General features: G+C 32.9%; 19 protein-coding genes and 1 pseudogene. 13 read left to right on the forward strand and 7 right to left on the reverse strand.

Translation table 11 applies throughout. The features are described from left to right. Positions 1-90 precede the first annotated feature (90 nt). From Q4Q35_RS04975 to hemB, 5 genes and pseudogenes are all read left to right on the forward strand, one after another. A complete protein-coding gene (locus tag Q4Q35_RS04975) occupies positions 91-846 on the forward strand; it encodes an EI24 domain-containing protein (protein ID WP_303276840.1) in 756 nt (251 codons plus the stop codon). After that, the gene (locus Q4Q35_RS04980) at positions 839-1,381 is read left to right on the forward strand and encodes a GNAT family N-acetyltransferase (RefSeq protein WP_303276841.1); all 543 of its coding nucleotides are present in this window, start codon (positions 839-841) and stop codon (positions 1,379-1,381) included. Before Q4Q35_RS04975 ends, Q4Q35_RS04980 begins: the two co-directional genes overlap by 8 nt. Before the next feature lie 83 nt (positions 1,382-1,464). After that, positions 1,465-1,818: pseudogene (locus tag Q4Q35_RS04985) on the forward strand (transposase); the annotation flags it as partial. Between the two features lie 306 nt (positions 1,819-2,124). Beyond that, positions 2,125-3,027 (forward strand): oxygen-dependent coproporphyrinogen oxidase, encoded by a 903-nt coding sequence (gene hemF, locus Q4Q35_RS04990; RefSeq protein WP_303276882.1) that lies wholly within the window; start codon positions 2,125-2,127, stop codon positions 3,025-3,027. 62 nt (positions 3,028-3,089) lie between these two features. Next, positions 3,090-4,079, forward strand: a complete 990-nt coding sequence (gene hemB / locus Q4Q35_RS04995; protein ID WP_303276842.1) for a porphobilinogen synthase — start codon at positions 3,090-3,092, stop codon at positions 4,077-4,079. 68 nt (positions 4,080-4,147) lie between these two features. Here the strand turns inward: hemB and Q4Q35_RS05000 are convergent, their stop codons facing one another. Next, positions 4,148-4,387 (reverse strand): hypothetical protein, encoded by a 240-nt coding sequence (locus Q4Q35_RS05000; protein ID WP_303276843.1) that lies wholly within the window; start codon positions 4,385-4,387, stop codon positions 4,148-4,150. A 118-nt stretch (positions 4,388-4,505) separates the two neighbouring features. Here Q4Q35_RS05000 and Q4Q35_RS05005 point away from each other — a divergent pair, with 118 nt between their 5' ends. After that, a complete protein-coding gene (locus Q4Q35_RS05005) occupies positions 4,506-5,594 on the forward strand; it encodes a CNNM domain-containing protein (RefSeq protein WP_303276844.1) in 1,089 nt (362 codons plus the stop codon). 39 nt (positions 5,595-5,633) lie between these two features. On the opposite strand, the gene Q4Q35_RS05010 is transcribed toward Q4Q35_RS05005, so the two are convergent. After that, positions 5,634-8,372: a hypothetical protein gene (locus Q4Q35_RS05010; RefSeq protein WP_303276845.1), complete on the reverse strand. Its 2,739-nt coding sequence runs from the start codon at positions 8,370-8,372 to the stop codon at positions 5,634-5,636. 108 nt (positions 8,373-8,480) lie between these two features. Between Q4Q35_RS05010 and Q4Q35_RS05015 the strand changes: the two genes are divergently transcribed. From Q4Q35_RS05015 to Q4Q35_RS05040, 6 genes are all read left to right on the forward strand, one after another. Continuing rightward, complete coding sequence (locus Q4Q35_RS05015; RefSeq protein ID WP_303276846.1) at positions 8,481-8,954, forward strand: methylated-DNA--[protein]-cysteine S-methyltransferase; 474 nt, start codon at positions 8,481-8,483, stop codon at positions 8,952-8,954. 2 nt (positions 8,955-8,956) lie between these two features. Beyond that, positions 8,957-9,478: a DUF4442 domain-containing protein gene (locus Q4Q35_RS05020; protein ID WP_303276847.1), complete on the forward strand. Its 522-nt coding sequence runs from the start codon at positions 8,957-8,959 to the stop codon at positions 9,476-9,478. A 134-nt stretch (positions 9,479-9,612) separates the two neighbouring features. Then, a complete protein-coding gene (locus Q4Q35_RS05025) occupies positions 9,613-12,027 on the forward strand; it encodes a penicillin acylase family protein (RefSeq protein ID WP_303276848.1) in 2,415 nt (804 codons plus the stop codon). Then, a complete protein-coding gene (locus Q4Q35_RS05030; RefSeq protein ID WP_303276849.1) occupies positions 12,024-12,380 on the forward strand; it encodes a hypothetical protein in 357 nt (118 codons plus the stop codon). The genes Q4Q35_RS05025 and Q4Q35_RS05030 overlap by 4 nt, the downstream gene beginning before the upstream one ends. 3 nt (positions 12,381-12,383) lie before the next feature. Then, positions 12,384-13,097, forward strand: coding sequence for a 3'-5' exonuclease (locus tag Q4Q35_RS05035; RefSeq protein ID WP_303276850.1), 714 nt, complete (start codon positions 12,384-12,386; stop codon positions 13,095-13,097). Further along, positions 13,098-14,777 carry an ABC transporter ATP-binding protein gene (locus Q4Q35_RS05040; RefSeq protein ID WP_303276851.1) on the forward strand — a complete coding sequence of 560 codons (1,680 nt, stop codon included), beginning with the start codon at positions 13,098-13,100 and terminating at the stop codon, positions 14,775-14,777. 469 nt (positions 14,778-15,246) lie between these two features. On the opposite strand, the gene Q4Q35_RS05045 is transcribed toward Q4Q35_RS05040, so the two are convergent. The 4 genes from Q4Q35_RS05045 to Q4Q35_RS05060 all read right to left on the reverse strand — a co-directional run bounded on the left by Q4Q35_RS05045 (position 15,247) and on the right by Q4Q35_RS05060 (position 18,766). Further along, the gene (locus Q4Q35_RS05045; protein ID WP_303276852.1) at positions 15,247-15,900 is read right to left on the reverse strand and encodes a CoA transferase subunit B; all 654 of its coding nucleotides are present in this window, start codon (positions 15,898-15,900) and stop codon (positions 15,247-15,249) included. 165 nt (positions 15,901-16,065) lie between these two features. Then, positions 16,066-16,767 (reverse strand): CoA transferase subunit A, encoded by a 702-nt coding sequence (locus Q4Q35_RS05050; RefSeq protein WP_303276853.1) that lies wholly within the window; start codon positions 16,765-16,767, stop codon positions 16,066-16,068. 169 nt (positions 16,768-16,936) lie between these two features. Continuing rightward, positions 16,937-18,055, reverse strand: a complete 1,119-nt coding sequence (locus Q4Q35_RS05055) for a glycoside hydrolase family protein (RefSeq protein WP_303276854.1) — start codon at positions 18,053-18,055, stop codon at positions 16,937-16,939. 24 nt (positions 18,056-18,079) lie between these two features. Beyond that, positions 18,080-18,766, reverse strand: coding sequence for a hypothetical protein (locus Q4Q35_RS05060; protein ID WP_303276855.1), 687 nt, complete (start codon positions 18,764-18,766; stop codon positions 18,080-18,082). 77 nt (positions 18,767-18,843) lie between these two features. Here Q4Q35_RS05060 and Q4Q35_RS05065 point away from each other — a divergent pair, with 77 nt between their 5' ends. Then, positions 18,844-19,767: an SPFH domain-containing protein gene (locus Q4Q35_RS05065; protein ID WP_303276856.1), complete on the forward strand. Its 924-nt coding sequence runs from the start codon at positions 18,844-18,846 to the stop codon at positions 19,765-19,767. A gap of 181 nt (positions 19,768-19,948) precedes the next feature. On the opposite strand, the gene Q4Q35_RS05070 is transcribed toward Q4Q35_RS05065, so the two are convergent. Beyond that, positions 19,949-20,449, reverse strand: coding sequence for a hypothetical protein (locus Q4Q35_RS05070; protein WP_303276857.1), 501 nt, complete (start codon positions 20,447-20,449; stop codon positions 19,949-19,951). Positions 20,450-20,461: the final 12 nt, after the last annotated feature.

Below are 20,461 nucleotides of genomic sequence, written 5' to 3' on the forward strand. Positions count from 1 at the left end.
TTCAAAATTATATTTTTTTATGAATAGAGGCAGTATAATTCTAAATAAAACAATTTCCCTTTCCAAAGGAGAGGGCTAGGGAGAGGCTTTATGATTAAAAACATAATATTAGGAATCAAAGCATATTTTGGCGCTTTTAGTTTAATCTCTAAACTAAAACTCTGGAAATATTTTGCAATTCCTATGCTTATAAGTTTTATAACCGCTATTGCTGTTTTTGCCTCAGCTTATGGGTTATCTGATAATGTTGGTACATTTATTTCAAAGATCTGGATTTGGGATTGGGGTAAAGATGCTTTTACAACAATTAGTACTGTTATTGGTGGGCTGGTTATTATTGTTATCGGATTAATCCTTTTCAAGCACATCATAATGGCACTATCTGCACCATTTATGAGCCCCGTATCCGAAAAAATAGAAGCCCATTTAACAGGGAAATCACAACATAATCACAGAAATACAACATTTCTACAACAACTTTGGCGAGGCATACGAATTAATGGAAGAAACTTACTTATGGAATTAGTTTTAACCATTCCAATACTACTGTTAAAGTTTATACCCGTTGTTAATATATTTTCAACCATACTACTCTTTTTAGTTCAGGCTTATTATGCCGGGTTTGGTAATATGGATTATACACTAGAGCGTCATTTTAAATATAAGGAAAGCACGTTGTTTGTTAAAAAACATCGTGGTTTAGCCATTGGTAATGGTATTATGTTTATTTTGTTTTTATTAGTACCTGTTATAGGTGTTATATTAGTATTACCCCTATCGGTAACAGCAGCTACAACTAAAACAGTAGAGGCATTGCAATTAAAAAACAACCTGCAAAATGCTTAGTTTTAAAGGTTATAATATAAACCCCATTCAATTAAAAGATGCCTGGAGTTTATGTGATTTTGTCGCTGCTAATGAAGACCATATAAAACGTTATTTCCCTAAAACATTAGAACAAAATTTAACACCCGATTTATCAAAATTCTTTGTAGAAAAAAAAGTAAAACAGTTTGCTTTAAAAGAAGTATTCCTGTTTACCATTAAAGAAGACGAATCTGGTGAATTAGTTGGATTAGTTTACATAAAAGAACTTGACTGGGATAAAAAACAAGGCGAGTTTGCTTATTGCATTGGGTATCCTTTTGAAGGTAAAAGGATCATGACTAAAGCAATTAATACCTTATCCGAATATGCATTTATTCATTTAGGCTTAGAAACCCTTCAAATTATTGTTTATAAAGATAATATAGCCAGTGTAACAGTTGCCGAAAACTGTAATTTTACATGGATTAAAACACTTAAAAATGAATATGCTCCTCTAGGAGAAAACTTCTTACAGATGGAATTATATGAATTGTATAAAGAAATAGAAACTTAAACAATACTACATACATAGAAGACCTGCCAGGTTTTTAAAACCTGGCAGGTCTTAGAAAACAGAGAAAGTATTACAATATCAATATGAAACAAGAAAAAATAGAAAAAGACCATTATTATCATATCTTCAACAGAGGAATTAATAGTGGTATTATCTTCAAGACTGAAGATAATATGAGCTATTTTTTAAAATTGATTGAGAAATATTTAACCCAAAAAGCAGATATTATTGCCTATTGCCTGATGAACAACCATTTTCATCTTATAGTTAAAATAGTTGAAGACGAGACTAAAGTAACCCAAGCCTTTTCCAACTTATTTAATGCCTATGCAAAAGCGTTCAATAAACAGCAAAATAGAACAGGAAGCTTATTTGAAAAACATTACAAAAGAAAAAAAATAGCAGACGAAGATTATCTAAAGAATTTAATCTTGTACATTCATAAAAACCCTGAAAACCATAAAGTGGCAAAAAGTTTTAAAGCCTACAAATTTTCCTCATATAATAGTTATTTTAACAAGGAGAGAACACTTATTTCTCCTAATAAAAAGTATGTTTTAAGCTTATTTGACGATATAAATAATTTTAATTACTCTCATAATTCAGACCTACAAGGTTCTCAAAACTTTGCAGGACAAGAAACTCACACCAACCTACAAGGTTCTCAAAACTTTGCAGGACATGAAACTCACACCAACCTGCAAGGTTTTAAGAACCTTGTAGGTTTAGACTCTAAATCCATCATGAAAGACAAATTCTATCAATACATACAAGATTTACAAGACACCATCACGTCCAAATTAGAGACCATCGATGGTAAAGCAAAATTCCAACAAGATATATGGGAACGCCCAGAAGGTGGAGGTGGCCGCACCAGAGTTATCGAAAACGGGAATGTTTTTGAAAAAGGAGGCGTTAATATTTCTGGAGTACATGGTAAACTTCCAAAATCAATGCAAGCTTATTTTAAAGTTGGTGATGTCGATTTTTTTGCCTGCGGATTAAGTTTGGTTTTACACCCTAAAAACCCGATGGTACCAACCGTTCATGCTAATTGGCGTTATTTTGAAATGTATGATAAACAAGGTAACATTATAGACAGTTGGTTTGGTGGCGGACAAGATTTAACCCCCTACTATTTGTTTGAAGAAGATGCTAAACACTTTCATCAAACCTGTAAAACAGCTTGCGACAATCATAATCCAGAATTTTATAAAAACTACAAAGCACGTTGCGATACGTATTTTTACAATTCCCACCGGAATGAAGCTAGAGGTATTGGTGGTTTGTTTTTCGACTATTGTAAAGCTTCAGAAACCATGAGCATGGAAAATTGGTATAACTTTGTAACTGAAGTTGGAGATAGTTTTTTAGACGCTTACACTCCAATTGTTGAAAAACGAAAAGATATAGAATATACTAAAGCACAGCGTAATTGGCAGGAAATTCGTCGCGGACGCTATGTAGAATTTAATTTAGTACATGATAAAGGCACTCTTTTTGGACTAAAAACCAATGGACGTATAGAAAGCATTTTAATGAGTTTACCGCCACACGTGCAGTGGGTGTATGACCATCATCCTGAAGCTAAAAGTGAAGAAGAAAAACTAATAAAAATTTTAAAAGACCCCATAGATTGGGTTTAAAATAATCAAAAGGCCTGCCAGGTTTTAAAAACCTGGCAGGTCTATAAAAAACATAAATTCAGATGTTCCCACTTAGAAGAAATAGAAGACTAAGAACTAATGAAGCCATTCGCTCTTTAGTTCGCGAAACCATTATATCTCCAAACGATTTTTTAGTACCACTTTTCGTAGTGGAAGGTAAAGGTGTAAAAGATGAAATTCCATCCATGCCAAATTACTTTCGTTATAGCTTAGATTTACTTGAAGGCGAAGTAAAAGAACTTTGGAAACTCGGTTTAAAATCGGTTTTACTTTTTGTAAAAGTACCCGATAATTTAAAAGACAATAAAGGCACAGAAGCTTTAAATTCTAACGGACTCATGCAACGGGCTATTAAAACCGTAAAAAATGCATGCCCCGATATGTTAGTTATGACAGATGTTGCACTAGATCCTTATTCTGCTTACGGACATGATGGTATTATTGAAAACGGACAGGTTTTAAATGATGAAACGGCTAATGTTTTAAGTGAAATGAGTATCTCTCATGCCCAAGCCGGTGCTAATTTCGTTGCACCTAGCGATATGATGGATGGTCGCATTTTAGCTATTCGTGAGGCTTTAGAAGACGAAGGTTTTATAAATACAGGCATTATGAGTTATTCAGCAAAGTACGCCTCTGCATTTTACGGCCCTTTTCGTGATGCATTAGACTCTGCTCCTGTAGATTTAATAGATATTCCAAAAGATAAAAAAACGTATCAAATGGATTATGCTAATCGCTTTGAAGCCATTAGAGAAACCGAAATGGATATAGATGAAGGCGCAGATATAGTTATGGTAAAACCTGGGCTATGCTATTTAGATATAGTAAGAGAAATTAAAAATGAAGTTGATGTTCCTGTTGCTGTATATCAAGTTTCTGGTGAATATGCGATGTTAAAAGCCGCTGCCGAAAAAGGGTGGTTGGAACACGACGCAGTAATGATGGAACAAATTACTGCCATTAAACGTGCTGGGGCTGACATTATAGCCAGTTACTTTTCCAAGGATGTTGTGAAATTAATTTCGTAAATAAAAAGAAAGGAAGATTAATAAATGTACGAGCAACTCTTTCCTAGCCTTTGGTAAACTAAAAGGGATTATGTTATTCTTTTTAAATCTACTTTTTGGCTATGTCCGCAACTACATTTAATGTCTATAGAGTCATCAATTATGTTTGTTTTAGTAACCTCTTTTTGTTTTGATAAATCTTCTATCCCTCCAACGGGTCTGTTAACAACAGTAAATTCTGAAGAGATAAGAACACTATATGTTTCATTACAGTCTTTTTTTTCACAAATAACTTTTACGAATATATAGGATGGTTTTTTAGTTGTCATAATTTACTGTTTAAATTATATAAATTTAAAAGAAGGAAAAAAACTATAACGGCTAGAGGTATTTACTTACGTAAGTTACAAAATAATTTTAACTATTTTAGCTATAAATCAATTTTTAATGAGTGCATTAATTTTTTGGGCAACAATTTCTATTTTTTTTTCTTTTTTGTGCTCTATTCTTGAAGCTGTTTTATTAACTGTTACACCAACATTCATCAATGTTAAAAAACAAGAAGGAAAGGAATACGCCTTTATTTTAGAACGTTTAAAAAAAGATGTCGACAAACCCCTAATTGCGATACTTACTTTAAATACCATTGCGCATACGTTAGGAGCAATGATGGTTGGTATTCAAGCCGAAAAACTACCACTACCCTATAAATTAGAGTTTGCTGGAATTAATACCGTTGGAATCATTTCAGCTATTATGACGTTATTAATTTTAATTGCTTCAGAAATTATTCCAAAAACTATTGGAGCAACCTATTGGAAAGGCTTAGCTAATTTTACATCAAAAGCTTTAATACTTTTAATATTTCCTTTAAAATGGACAGGTATTTTATGGCTATTACAGCTAACTACAAAATTAATAGGAGGCAAAGCACATGGTAGTGTTTTAAGCAGAGAAGATTTTCATGCCATGGCAGAAATCGCACATGAAGAAGGTGTTTTTAAAGAATCTGAAAGTAAGGTCATTAAAAACCTACTTACTTTTAAAGACGTAAAGGCTAAGGATATCATGACGCCACGTACCGTTATGAAAATAGAAAGCGAATCTACTACCGTAGAAGACTTTTTTAATAAAAACCTCAACCTTCGCTTTTCTAGAATTCCGGTTTACACTGATACCGAAGATAATATTAAAGGACTTGTTTTAAAAGACGATGTTTTTAAAGAAATGGGGCTTGATAATAGTGACAAAAAGCTATCGGAACTAAAACGCGATATTATTATTGTAAATCGTGATATGCCCATACCAAAGTTGTTTGAACATCTTGTTGAAACCAGAAATCATATGGCTTTAGTTGTTGATGAATATGGTACCGTAAGTGGTTTGGTAACCATGGAAGATGTTATAGAAACATTACTTGGTTTAGAAATTATGGACGAAAGTGATAATGTTTCAGACTTACAAGTACAAGCTAGAAAAAACTGGGAATCCAGAGCAAAGAAGTTGGGTATTCTTAAAGATAAAAACACCGATTAAAACAGAGTATTTTTCATTTCGAAATTTAGTTCTGTTTCTCTACTTTTCAAGCTTTCCTTCAACAGTATAAGTCATTTCATGATAGCCTATTTTCCCATCTTCTGTAATAGCTTCAATAACAACTAACATATCGCCTGTATTATCAGCATTATAGAACTCAGCCATAGCTTGGCCTTCTGCATTGGTTTGCAAATTAGCATTCCAATAAATCAGAGGTCTTAAATCTGGTATTTTCCAATCTTGAGTTGTTAAATTTTCATGTTTTGGGGCATAAAATTCTCGAGGTGTAGAAAATACAGGAATAGTTTTTTTAGACATACCTGGGGTTCTTTGTACACTGAATAATCCTTTGCCTGCATAGGTGTAAATACTAATAATTGAAAAAGAAGATATACCAGGTGAAGCTGGAGGCGGAAAAAGTTCATAAAAATATTTTGACCAATTTTTAGGGCTTTCAAGAATCTCTAAACTTTTAATTTCTTCAGTCGGTAAACTTTCAAGTAATGGGTACTGATCAAGATTAACAAGTATACCATCTATAAGAACAAACGTAAAATCTGCACCATGAACATTTGCATATAAAAACCCTCCACCTGAGCCAGTTCTTTGTACAGATAACTCTTCTGGATAATTAAAAAGAAGAATACTATACAAACCATACGACCACTTTTTTATTTTGCTAACTAATTCTTTATTTTCAATTACTACATCTGGTGGGCCATGTAGCTCCATTATTTTTTCACGTTCTGGAGTTAATTTATAACCATCCAATAAAACCTCGTCTAACTCTATGGTGCCTTCTGATAACCTAAAAGCTTCTACAACTTTTTCATTTTCTATGGCTTTTTGTATGTAGGTGTCAATTATCGTATCAACAACTTCTATCTTTTTTTTAGGATTGTAATGAACTTTAGGAGTGCTTTTCTTATCTAAATTGATAGTATAATCTTTATTCTTCCCTTTTTTGTTTTTCGATTGAATGACAATTTCTAAATTATCTTCATAGGTGTCAGCTATACTAAAATTAAATATACCTGTACTATCTACTTGTTGCGTATAAAAACCTTTAGCGGCATCACCAAAAGTCATCATGGTTAGCTCTACATATTGCTTTGATGGTTTTTTAGCGTTTATTACTTCGCCTATTCTTCCACTTACAGTAAGTGCTTTTTCTGGTTGATTCACAAAGGCTCCTTTTGGGCTTTTATAGAGATACTTTCGCCACCCCTGTGTAAGCATCAAAACATCTAGGTCTTCAGGGTTGCTTTCATCTCTAAAATAGTGTCCTGCATCTTCAATGTCACCTTTTATTTCAGAAGATAATAAAAAGTAAGACCGTATATTTTGACGCAATTCTTGTAAATCTCCCAATTGTTCTTTGTTTATAACCAGAACTGATGAATTAGCATTTACGGGTTCGTCATTAAAATCTTTTATTTCAATATCAAGCTTAATTTTGTCACGTTGTCCATAAATACTTCGGTTGGGTTTAGCCAAAATATTTAGTTGTTGTTCTTTGTTCCTATTAAAAAATAAGCGTTCGCATACAGGCAATTGATTACTATTAAAAATGGTAAATTCTATAATACCTTCTGGAAATAGGGCTTTTTCAAATTGTTTATAAACGGTATTGCCTTTGGTTTTAATATTGGAATAATAATCTGTTATACCTCTGTGTCGTGCTCGTATAGAGATTGATTCTCCTTCAAAAGAGCCTTTAGAAGTTACTAAAACATTGATATTAGAAGCGTCTTCAATAACATTTAATACCATACCAACGGAAGAAACTTTAGGAAAAGGATATTTAAGAACAGTCCCTTGATTACCTATTATAGTTCCATAATATTGTTTGTTAAGTTGAGGTGTAAATTGTACTTTTCCCATACCTAAGAGATTGCTCTTAAAGGTGGAAATTATCTGCCCAGCTTCATCAATAATGTTCCCTGTAACTTCTTTTCCTTTACCTGCATAATCTATAGCTTTAAAACCTACAACACTTTTTAAACCACTTACTAACTCCCCACCTTCGGGGAAAAATTGTATATCTAAATCATCTTTATTTAATGCGATGGTTTTAGAAAAAGTTTTAAAACGGTCTAAGTTTAATTGTAATGTGGTTAGTTTAGTTTCTTTAGGAATTGAATAATCCAAATTATAGTACCCTGTTTTATCTTTTTTTACTTCTAACGAATCTTCTTTCCCATCTAAAGTTAAATAGACTTTTAACTTCCCTCTGTATTTATTATCTAATAATCGCGGATTTAATTGTGCCGAAAGTTTAGACGCTTCGCCATCTGTTTTAGTTAATGTAACCGTTTTTATAGGGCTTTCTTTTTCTTGTAATGTATGGATTTGAATATATTGATTGAATGTAAAATCTTGATCAAAATTCCTATTCCAATTTGTATAAGCTCTAATTAAATATTGTCCTGATTTATAATTTTGAAGACTGAAGGAACCCTCCGCTAATCCATTGTTAAGCTTTAGCAAACGCTTGTCAATAATTTTTTTATACGGATCGATTAACTCTACATACAATACGCCACTTAAATCTGTTGGAATATGGTTTGAGGCACTTGTAACTATAGCTTTAAACCAAATGGTTTCGTTTGAGGTGTATAGAGTTTTGTCTAATTGTAAATACACTTTCTCTGCATACGATGCATGAGATCTTACTATATTAAGACTGTCTTGTAAGACTTGAGAATAACATCCTGTATATATTAAAAAAAATATACTTATATGTATAAAAATTCGTTTTTCTTTGTTTTTAAACATTTCACGTTTTATACCATTAAATTAGTATAAAAAACTTAATTTCAAAATCTTTTAACATAGATGATTATAAGATTGATTTCGTAATTTAGTCATCATAAAATTATCTCCATGGAAAGTTGTATCATTAATTCGCCTTTAGGTTACACCAAGATTACTGGCGATATCGATGGTGTCGCCTCTATAACTGTTTTAAACTCTAAGGAAACCCCAACAGATATTATTCCTATAGAATTAGAAGATTGTGTTATTCAACTTAACGAATATTTTGAAGGCTCACGCAAACAATTCGATCTTAAGTTAAATCCGCAGGGCACCGAATTTCAAAAAAAAGTTTGGAAACAGCTTGAACAAATCCCTTATAATAAAACACTTTCATATTTAGAATTATCAAAACAATTGGGAGATGTAAAAGCCATTCGGGCAGTAGCCAATGCCAATGGTAAAAACCCGCTTTGGATTGTTGTACCATGCCATAGAGTAATTGGAACCGATGGTAGTCTAACAGGCTATGCCGGAGGCCTACATAGAAAACAGTGGTTGTTACAACACGAAAGCCCCTATAAGCAACAATCACTTTTTTAAACATGTACAAAACGCTGTCCAAAATATTTAAAGTCTTTTTAACAGACGCTCAAATTTATAAATATGGATTTAATTGGTCGCCTATGTACAGGAGATCTACCGGAAAAATCATTGAAGTTTCAGAGGATTTAATGTATGTTAAGATTAAAATTCCATTAAGTTTCAGAAACCAAAATTATGTCGGATCAATCTTTGGAGGAAGTTTGTTTTCAGCTACAGATCCTATTTATATGATTCAACTTATGAATATTTTGGGTGATAATTATATTGTTTGGGATAAAGAGGCTACTATAAAATATAAACGCCCTGCTAAAGAACATGTTTATGCAGTGTTTTCGTTTTCATTTGAAGAAATAGAAAATATTAAAAATCAAGTAGCTAAAAATGGTGAATTAAATTTGATAAAAACATCTAACATAACAAACAAAGAAAATATTGTTTTTGCTGAGGTAACCAAAACCATTTATGTAGCAACCAAAACTTTTTATAAAGAAAAACAGAAGTTGAGAGCAAATCAAAAATAGTGTTGTTTTTATTCGCACCGAATTTTCTTATCTTTATTTTTAACATGAAACATCCATGACTAAAAATGTCATTCCTAAAAACAATGATAGTATGGATGCTACAGGTGACATTTAAAAATTATATATATAATCACATGAAATATTTAAAGTTCATAGTATCATTTATAGCTACTATAGTGATCTTTTATGCTTTTAACACAAAGCTGGGAGCAATCCCTCCCATAGGGAAGTTTTTAGACCCCTCTGGAGGTATTTGGCAAAATGAAAAAGATGAATCTATTGTTGGAACCCATAAAATAGAAGGTCTTTCGGATAATGTTACAGTACATTATGATAAAGAACTTATCCCTCACATCTTTGCTCAAAATAATACAGATTTATACAAAGCACAAGGTTATATAACAGCAAAACATCGTTTATGGCAAATGGAATTTCAAACCCTTGCTGCTGCCGGACGACTATCTGAAATAATAGGTGAAAAAGCATTAAACTATGATAGGGGCCAACGTAGAAAAGGCATGGTTTTCGGAGCAGAAAACAGCTTGGAGATTATTAAGGCAGATAAAGAATCTATGGCATATTTGGAAGCTTATAAAGATGGTATTAATGCCTACATAAACCAACTCAATCCTAAAGATTATCCTGTTGAATATAAACTTCTAGATTATAAACCAGAAGCTTGGACTATTAATAAAACGATGTATTTATTGATGTATATGACAGATATGCTATGTGGTGGTGATACCGATTTGGAGTATACAAATGTGCTACGCAAATTTGGCAAAGACCGTTTTGATTTACTATTTCCAGATTTTTTTGATTTTGACGAACCTGTAATTCCAAAAGAAACAGATTGGAGTTTTATTGATAAAGAAATTACGGAAACCCCTCAAAGTGAATTGCCTTTAGACTCCATTTCTGAAACTATGGTAAAACCCAACCCTCATAATGGAAGTAATAATTGGGCTGTATCAGGGAGTAAATCCTATTCAGGTAACCCAATTTTAGCCAACGACCCCCACCTTGGACTCAATTTACCTTCCATTTGGTTCGTAATGCAGTTATCTTCTCCAAATCAAAATACATTTGGAGCCACACTTCCAGGAGCATTAGGGATTATTATTGGATTTAATAATGATATTTCTTGGGGGGTTACTAATGCTACCAGAGATGTTAAAGATTGGTATAAAATCGAATTTAAAGATAAAAACCGAACCCAATATAAATATGATGGGGCATGGAAAAATACGCATGTAAGGCTTGAAGAAATTAAAATAAAAGGACAAAAAACCTACATAGATTCAGTAATTTATACACATCATGGTCCCGTTAGTTACGACCATACATTTAAAGCCAATGATGAAAAAAAAGGTTATGCCATGAAATGGGCAGGGCATATAGGTCATAATTTTACACGTCTATTCTTTAAACTCAACAATGGAAAAAATTATGAAGATTATCTAAATGCCATTTCGAATCATGTAGCACCAGCTCAAAATTTTGCTTTTGCTTCAACTGGTGGCGATATTGCATTATGGGTCCAAGGGAAGTTTCCGAATAAATGGAAAGGTCAAGGGAAATTTTTAATGGACGGTAGTAACCCAAAACATGATTGGCAAAGTTTTATTCCAAAAGAATTTAATGCGCATACAAAAAATCCAGAACGCGGTTTTATTAGTTCATCTAACCAATACCCAACCGATGCGTCTTATCCGTTTTATGTATTTAATGACGGATATGATACCTATAGAAATCGTGTTATTAATAATTTCTTTAGGTCGAAAGAAACATTTACGATTGAAGATTTTAAAAGCCTTCAAAACAATAACTTTAATCTTAAGGCATCTGAGTTATTACCCTATATGTTTGAACATATGGATATATCATCTCTTTCTAAAGAAGAGTTAGACGTATTGAATATCATCAAGTCATGGGATTTTTATAGCGAAATTGATAAAATGGCACCTAGCATTTGGGATGCATGGTGGACAGACCTATATCAAATCGTTTGGGATGAATTTAAAGGCCCTAATTTAGCTATGGATTATCCTTATGTATATCAAACTATTTATATGTTGAAAAACCATCCAAATGATGCCTTTATGGATATATTAAATACGCCCGAAAAAGAAACGGCTAACGATTTGTTTTTAATCACATTTAAAAATGCAGCAGAAAAATTAATAAACTGGAAAGCAAAACATGGTGATTATAATTGGCAAGCCTATAAAGGCACTTATGTTGGACATTTATTACAAGCATTACCAGCCTTTTCAAGGTTTGATTTACCTATAGGAGGTGATAAAAATACTGTAAATGCAGCAGGTAAAAACTGGGGACCTTCATGGCGCATGATTGTGGAAATGAGTTCCCCTCCAAAAGCTATAGGGATCTACCCTGGCGGTCAATCTGGAAATCCGGGAAGTAAATACTACGACAATTTTATAGATCAATGGGCAGCTGGAGAATATTTTAATGTATTGTTTATGCAAAACCAGAATAAAACAGAAGGTATTATTGCTACTCAAACTTTAACATCAAAACAATGAAAAAAAATAGTATCAATTTTATAGCAACCATTATTATAGCACTTATATTATCTCAATTTATGCCTTGGTGGTCTGTTATGGCAGCTGCTTTTGTGTCAAGTTTGTTTTTTCGTCTAAAAGGGTTTTCCGTATTCCTTATTCCTTTTTTAGCTATTGCCCTTTTTTGGATGGTATATTCCTTTTGGTTAAGTAATACAAACGATTTTATATTGGCCAATAAAATAGCTACTTTACTTCCTTTAAATGGGAATCCATACCTTTTAATATTACTCTCAGGAGTCATTGGAGGTTTAGCTGCAGGTATAGCGGCTATTTTTGGAAAACAATGTTTAGCACTAACAAGAAAGTCTTAGTTAATGATATCAAAATTAAATTTAGAAAACATTTTATTTCTAGACATTGAAACGGTTCCTGAAACACAACATTTTTCTGAATTAGATGAAAGCAAACAAGTACTTTGGGAACACAAATCTCAATACCAGCGAAAAGATGATTTTACCGCTGAAGCATTTTATGATCGTGCAGGTATTTGGGCAGAGTTTGGAAAAATAATCTGTATCTCGGTTGGCTATTTTAATATTTTAAATGATGTACGTACCTTTAGAGTAACATCATTTTATGGAGATGAGACTAAAATTTTAAAAGATTTTAAAAACCTGTTGATATCCCATTTTAGTGAAACAAAACACCTTCTTTGTGCTCATAATGGTAAAGAATTTGACTTCCCTTACATAGCACGTCGCATGATAATCAATAATATAGAGTTACCTTACAAACTAAACCTTTTTGGAAAAAAACCTTGGGAAGTACCTCATTTGGATACTTTAGAGTTATGGAAATTTGGAGACTATAAAGCCTATACATCATTAAAATTATTAACGAATGTTTTAGGGGTTCCATCTCCAAAAGATGATATTGATGGTAGCGAAGTATATCGCGTTTATTATGAAGATAATGATATCGACAGAATTATTATTTATTGTGAAAAAGATACCATAGCTGTGGCTCAGATATTTTTAAGATTGCGAGGTGATGAGCTTTTAACTGAGGATGAAATTATGCATATATAAATGACAGAAAACACTATTTTAAATATTAAAGACCTTTCCATTTCATTTGGAGAAAACGAAGTGATTCATAATATCTCATACCATCTAAATAAAAATGAAATATTAGGTATCGTGGGAGAATCCGGTTCGGGAAAATCTGTATCATCTTTGGCTATTTTGGGTTTATTACCAAAAAACATTTCAAAAATTACTTCAGGAAGTATTTATTATAATAATGAAGATTTAACCCTGCTTTCTTCAAAAGTGTTTCAAAATATTCGTGGAAAAAAAATTGCCATGATCTTTCAAGAACCTATGAGTTCTTTAAACCCATCTATGACCTGTGGAAAACAGGTTCAGGAAATTTTATTACAACATACTAAGCTTTCTAAACAAGCCACAAAAGAAGAAACGGTTTTATTATTTGAAAAAGTAAAACTTCCGGACGCCAAAAGAGTATTTAATGCATATCCGCATGAGATTTCTGGAGGCCAGAAACAACGTGTTATGATTGCCATGGCAATTGCTTGTAAGCCTGATATTTTAATTGCAGACGAACCTACCACAGCACTCGATGTTACGGTTCAAAAAGAGATTATTAAACTACTAAAAACCTTGCAGACAGAAACCAAAATGAGTGTTATTTTCATTACACATGATTTGGCTTTAATTTCTGAAATAGCCGATAGGGTTCTGGTAATGTACCAAGGTAATATTGTTGAACAAGGAGATGTTTCAACCATTTTTAAAACACCTAACCATGCTTATACAAAGGCACTTATTAATTCACGCCCTTCGTTAGACACGCGATTAAAAGTATTGCCAACTATAGACGATTATTTAAATAGTACAACCTCAAATGAGGTTATAACAACAGAACAGCGTAAAATTCAACACGAAAAACTATACAAAAAAGCACCTCTACTAGAAGTTATAAATGTTGAAAAAGAATATATTACTAAATCGGGTTGGTTTACTAAACCACAGTCTTTTAAGGCAGTAAATAATGTTAGCTTTAAGCTATATGAAGGAGAAACATTGGGATTGGTAGGGGAATCTGGTTGTGGTAAATCGACATTAGGAAATGCCATTCTTCAACTAGATAAAGCAACGGCTGGACTCATTTTATATAAAGGAATTGATATTACAAAACTATCTGGTTCTAGCATTAAAAAGCTTAGAAAAGACATTCAAATTATTTTTCAAGACCCTTACTCATCTTTAAACCCTAGAATCCCTGTTGGAGAAGCCATCATGGAACCTATGTTAATTCATAACCTTTTTAGTTCGGATGAAGAACGAAAGGAAAAAGCTATAGATATTTTAAATCGTGTTGGCTTATATCAAGACTATTTTGATCGCTATCCTCACGAGTTTTCTGGTGGACAAAGACAACGTATTGGAATTGCAAGAACGATAGCATTGCAACCTAAACTAATAGTATGCGACGAATCTGTTTCTGCTTTAGATATATCGGTTCAGGCACAAGTTTTAAACCTTTTAAACGAACTTAAAGAAACCTTCGGATTTACCTATATTTTTATTTCACACGACTTAGCTGTGGTAAAATATATGTCTGATCAATTACTAGTAATGAATAAAGGTAAAATAGAAGAATTGGATGATGCAGATGTTATTTACAATGCACCAAAAAAAGAGTATACTAAAAAATTAATTGAAGCTATCCCGAAAGGATTATAGCATAAATATTTTTTTTGTTAAGTATAGTAGGCTTTTAAAAAAACGTAAGTTCTCTTTAAGAGTTTCTTTAAATTTACTCTCATTTAATGTAGGTTGTTCAGGTAGATTTGTTGCAAATTTCATAAGTTTCTAATTTATGGTAGATTTGGGGAAATCTATATTTTTTTATTTTGGTTTTTTTGGGGACAGCTAATATCACATTTATTTTCAATATAGTCGTTTAAAAACACAAAAAATCGATGAAATACATTTTTATTTAACATTTTTCATCGATTAAACCATCTTATGGTTGCAATATAAAATTAAAAGTTACTTAAAGAGTCCAAATAGCTATCGAGACGTTTGTCTATTATAACCATAGAGAGGTCTTAATATGGCATATAAAAAAGCAAAATCCAACTATTCGAAAACAGTTGGATTATAGAATTTTGTTATTGGAATTATAAAACTATTTAGCAGACTGCATTAGTTACAATACCATCTCAGGAATATCTCCTTCAATAATTAAAGTTCCTTCGGTTGCTTTCTTAATGTCTTCAATAGACACTCCCGGAGCACGCTCTAAAAGTTTAAAACCTTTATCTGTTACCTCTAGCACTGCCATATTAGTGACTATCTTTTTTACGCAACCCACACCAGTTAATGGTAATACGCATTGCTTTAAAAGTTTAGACTCCCCCTTTTTATTTGTATGCATCATGGCAACTATAATATTTTCTGCACTGGCAACTAAATCCATAGCTCCCCCCATGCCTTTTACCATTTTACCAGGGATTTTCCAATTTGCTATATCGCCATTTTCTGCAACTTCCATAGCTCCTAAAATGGTTAAATCTACATGTTTTCCGCGTATCATAGAGAAGCTCATGGCCGAATCAAAAAAACTGGCTCCCGGTAAGGTCGTTATAGTTTGCTTTCCTGCATTTATAAGATCGGCATCTTCTTCACCTTCAAACGGAAACGGGCCCATACCTAAGACACCATTTTCACTTTGAAACTCTACTTCGATATCATTTCTCACATAATTTGCCACCAGAGTTGGTATCCCTATCCCTAGGTTTACATAATATCCATCTTTTACTTCTTTTGCTATTCGCTTTGCTATTCCTGTTTTGTCTAACATATATTATACTTCTTTCATTTCCGCGAAGACGGAAATATTATGTTTTTCCTCTTTTGTTATTCCCGTGAATACGAAAATTTTTAATTGAAACTTAATATTTGTAAAAGTGAATTCCTGCCTTCACTTCGACTAAGCTCAGTGTGACACACAGGAATGACAAGCACTTTAACTTTTCGGTCTTACAGTTCGCTGTTCAATACGTTTTTCATAATGGGCTCCCTGAAAAACACGTTGCACAAAAATTCCGGGAATATGAATTTGGTTAGGATCTAAAGTTCCTAAAGGCACTAATTCTTCAACCTCAGCCACTGTTATTTTTGCCGCACCACACATATTAGGGTTGAAATTTCTGGAAGTACCTTTAAAAATTAAGTTGCCTGCAGTATCACCTTTCCAAGCTTTTATAAATGCAAAATCGGCTTTAAAAGCATGTTCTAAGACATACATCTTACCATCAAAATCTCGGGTTTCTTTACCTTCTGCTACTTCGGTTCCATAACCTGCAGGTGTGTAAACAGCAGGGAAACCAGCTTGAGCTGCTCGACAACGTTCTGCTAATGTACCTTGAGGGATAAGCTCTACATCTAACTCACCTGAAAGCATCTGACGTTCAAATTCATCATTCTCTCCTACATAAGAAGACACCATTTTTTTTATCTGTTTTTTTTGAAGTAGTAAACCCAATCCAAAATCGTCAACTCCGGCATTATTAGAGATACATGTTAGCCCTTTAGCTCCTATATTTATTAATTCTGAAATAGCATTTTCAGGAATACCACTAAGCCCAAAACCTCCAAGCATAAGTGTCATGTTATCTGATACACCTTTTAGAGCATCTTGAACATTAGCGACTTTTTTATTAATCATTTTTATTGAATTTTTACTGCATAAATTTACATATAAATAACAATTACACAATAATTTATTTATCAATAAAACTAAATCATATAATTTGTTGTGTATTTATATAAAAAACCTATCAATTTAACTGAAACTATGAATTTATTTAATGTACTCTTTTATGGAAAGTTTCGTATTAATGTTTCAAAGGAATTACCATATTCCAGGTATTCTCAAATTTCCAGGCCTTAGGACCGCTACCAACCGCAGCAAATAAATGGGTTGGTTTACCGTCTTCAATTAAAACAAAAGGACGTTCAAAATGGTTTTGAAATGATTTAGTGCCATCGTCCCATAAAATATGACGGCTGTAGGCTTTTACCTGTTCAAATAAATGCCATTTTACACCATCTTTAGACCAAACGTGGATGCCTCCACCTTCTTCTCCACATATTTCTCCAGACCGATCTTTTATAACCGCTTCATAACGGTCACCTGCCCACCAAATGTATGGATCTTCTACATCTATTCTATTATTATCTTCGGTTTCAAAACGAAATACGGGCTCTTCACTTAGCCTTTTATACTCTCCTCTAGGACCAGAAGCCATAGCAACACCTAATAATAATGGTGGCTTTCTATCAACAGAAGATTTGTACATCAATAGTATTTTTCCTGTTTTAGGGTCTACAGCAGGAGCTGGATTGGATGTAATTGACGCATCCCAATGCCCAGGTCTAGGTTCTATTACAGGTTTATCGACACGTTCCCACGGACCGAAAACAGAATCACTTATTGCTAAACCTACACGTTTGTTCAACCAAGCTTGATCCCAATTTTCACCAGAAACCTTTGGGTTGTCTTTTGTTGGCATTGGAAAATCGTAAGTCGTTCCAAAATGATATAATAAATACTTGTCTTTATATTTTATAATTCTAGGGTTATGTGTGCACATGCCATCAAAAAACTCTTTCCCTCTAACTGGAAGTACTACTTCTTGAAATTTGTATGGACCAACAGGAGTATCTGCCACCGCACGAACGACTTCTGAATTTGTAACCCAATTACCAAAACCAACATCTTTAGACCATCTGGAAGCAAACATATGGTATTTACCATCCTCTCCTTTAATTACAGACGACCCCCAGATCCAATAAGCATCGTCACGAAAACCACCACCAACTGGTGCAGGTAAAATCCGATCTATAAAAGCTGTTTTTGGAGGTTGACTATTAGAAACACATGACCATAAACCAGTTGTAGCTATAATTGCAGACCCTTTTATAGAGGTTTCAATAAATGTTCTTCTTTTCATAAAATACCCTTTTAATTTGCCAAGCTAAAGTAGAAATAAAACCCCAAAAACCAACATATTTTGGTTTCCTTTAAAGCTTGAATTTCCTCCAGAACTATCAACATCTTGAGAATTTAATTTCCTTAATATATTGGTAAAACCATAAATATATTGCGCTTTTAGTCTAATAAATTTATACCCTGCAGAAGCACCAATAGTACCGTTAATGTTGAATTGAGAGATGTTGCTAATATCACTAGCCAATAAATTACTGTAGTTATTTATATAATAGTTTGCTTGCGATTTGTCTTTTAATTCCAATGTTCCATTATACTGCAACATAGGGCCTAGATCAATGGTAACATAGTTTTTAATCAATTTTATATGTCCTAATAAGGCTACTTGAGCTGCTAACATTTTGTATTCAATAAATGCATTAGGATCACTATTGCTTAACATAGAAGGCCTGGCAGAAATATCAATATTGTTTTGTGATATCTGCATACCAAAACTTACATTATAAAATCTGTGCGGAATATCAACCATTGTACTAAATCCTCCCATAAACCCATTGCCTTGAGAAGTAATAAAATTGTTGGTAGTTATATTAAAATTTGTAATGGCTGCGTTAATGCCAATGCCATTAGATATTCTATAATTTCCTTTTTGTGCATAACCAGTTGTAACAAAACAGGTCATTATGACTACTAATAAAGTAAGTTGTTTTTTCATGCTATTTTAGGCTTAGGTGTGCAAATATAGCTTAAATTAGTAATTCGTTATTTTCTAACTATTTTAATAAAATTATTATGAACTTCTATTACATTCCTATTATTGTTTTTGGATTATTATTTATAATCTCAATGGTTTTTACCGTGAAACAGCAAACAGCGGCAATTATAGAACGCTTTGGCAAATTTCAAACAATTGCTCAATCTGGTTTACGATTTAAAATTCCTTTAATAGATCGCATTTCTGGTCGCTTAAGTTTAAAAATTCAACAATTAGATGTTATTGTTGAAACAAAAACTAAAGATGATGTATTTGTACGTTTAAAAGTGTCTGTTCAATATAAAGTGATTAAAGAGAAAGTTTACGATGCGTTTTATAAACTGGATTACCCACATGACCAAATTACATCTTATGTATTTGATGTGGTTCGTGCCGAAGTACCAAAAATGATTCTTGATGATGTGTTTTTGCGTAAAGATGATATTGCGATTGCTGTTAAATCTGAACTTAACGAAGCCATGATGGAATATGGTTACGATATTATAAAAACACTGGTAACAGATATCGATCCTGATGGACAGGTAAAAGAAGCAATGAACAGAATTAATGCTTCCGAACGTGAAAAAATTGCAGCACAGTTTGAGGGTGATGCACAGCGTATTTTAATTGTTGAAAAGGCAAAAGCAGAAGCAGAAAGTAAGCGTTTACAAGGTCAGGGTATTGCAGATCAAAGAAGAGAAATTGCTCGTGGTTTAGAAGAGTCTGTTGAAGTATTAAATAGAGTTGGTATAAACAGTCAAGAAGCATCGGCACTTATTGTTGTAACACAACATTATGATACATTACAATCTTTAGGAGAGGAGACCAATAGTAATTTAATTTTACTGCCAAATGCACCTCAGGCCGGAAGTAATATGCTAAATGATATGGTAGCAAGTTTTGCAGCCAGTAACCAGATTGGTGAAGCAATGAAGAAAGCTAAAAAGGATAAGAATGAATAAAATTAACTTCGGTTATTATAAAGTCTAATATTTGTCATTATGAGGAGTCTCAACCCCGAGTTATCGGGGTCGAGACTTCGTAATAATCTTTCGAATTGAATTTAAAATTGAACAGATTGTCACGACTTTTGCAAAGTCTCACAATGTCATTGTATTTAGACTTATAGACCTTTTTTCCAATCTATAACTTTTTAAACTTAGGCTTTTCTTTTTCCTCTTTTTCGGGTGTATCAGTACTTAAACGACCCGGAAATGTTAAAGAGGTACTCGCAAATGAAGTTCCAAAATTTACGTTTGCATAATATACCTGACTTACGGCGTCTTTTACCTGTTCTTGTGATAATTCTTTTAATGGGTGAATAAATACTGACCATAAAATACCATCTGAAACGGCATATTTAACATCTAAAGCAGTATGAAAATTGGCAACCAAAGCAGCTTTAATTAATTCGTTACTTAAGTTATTGGAATCTGATATGGGCGAAATGATTCGCATTCTATTATGATTGGCATCTGTAATGGACATTAATGGAATGTCTTTAATATAAAATTGCCAGGCTCCGTTATTTCCCTGAATAGAATCGCTAACAGATGAGTAAATATTATGAAGTGTTTCATTAGTCATATTTTGAGATAAGCTACTAAGCGGAAAAACGAATAAAATAAAAAACCATTTTTTCATAAAAGTATATTT

The organism is Flavivirga aquimarina (assembly GCF_030540835.1).
Classification (GTDB): domain Bacteria; phylum Bacteroidota; class Bacteroidia; order Flavobacteriales; family Flavobacteriaceae; genus Flavivirga; species Flavivirga aquimarina.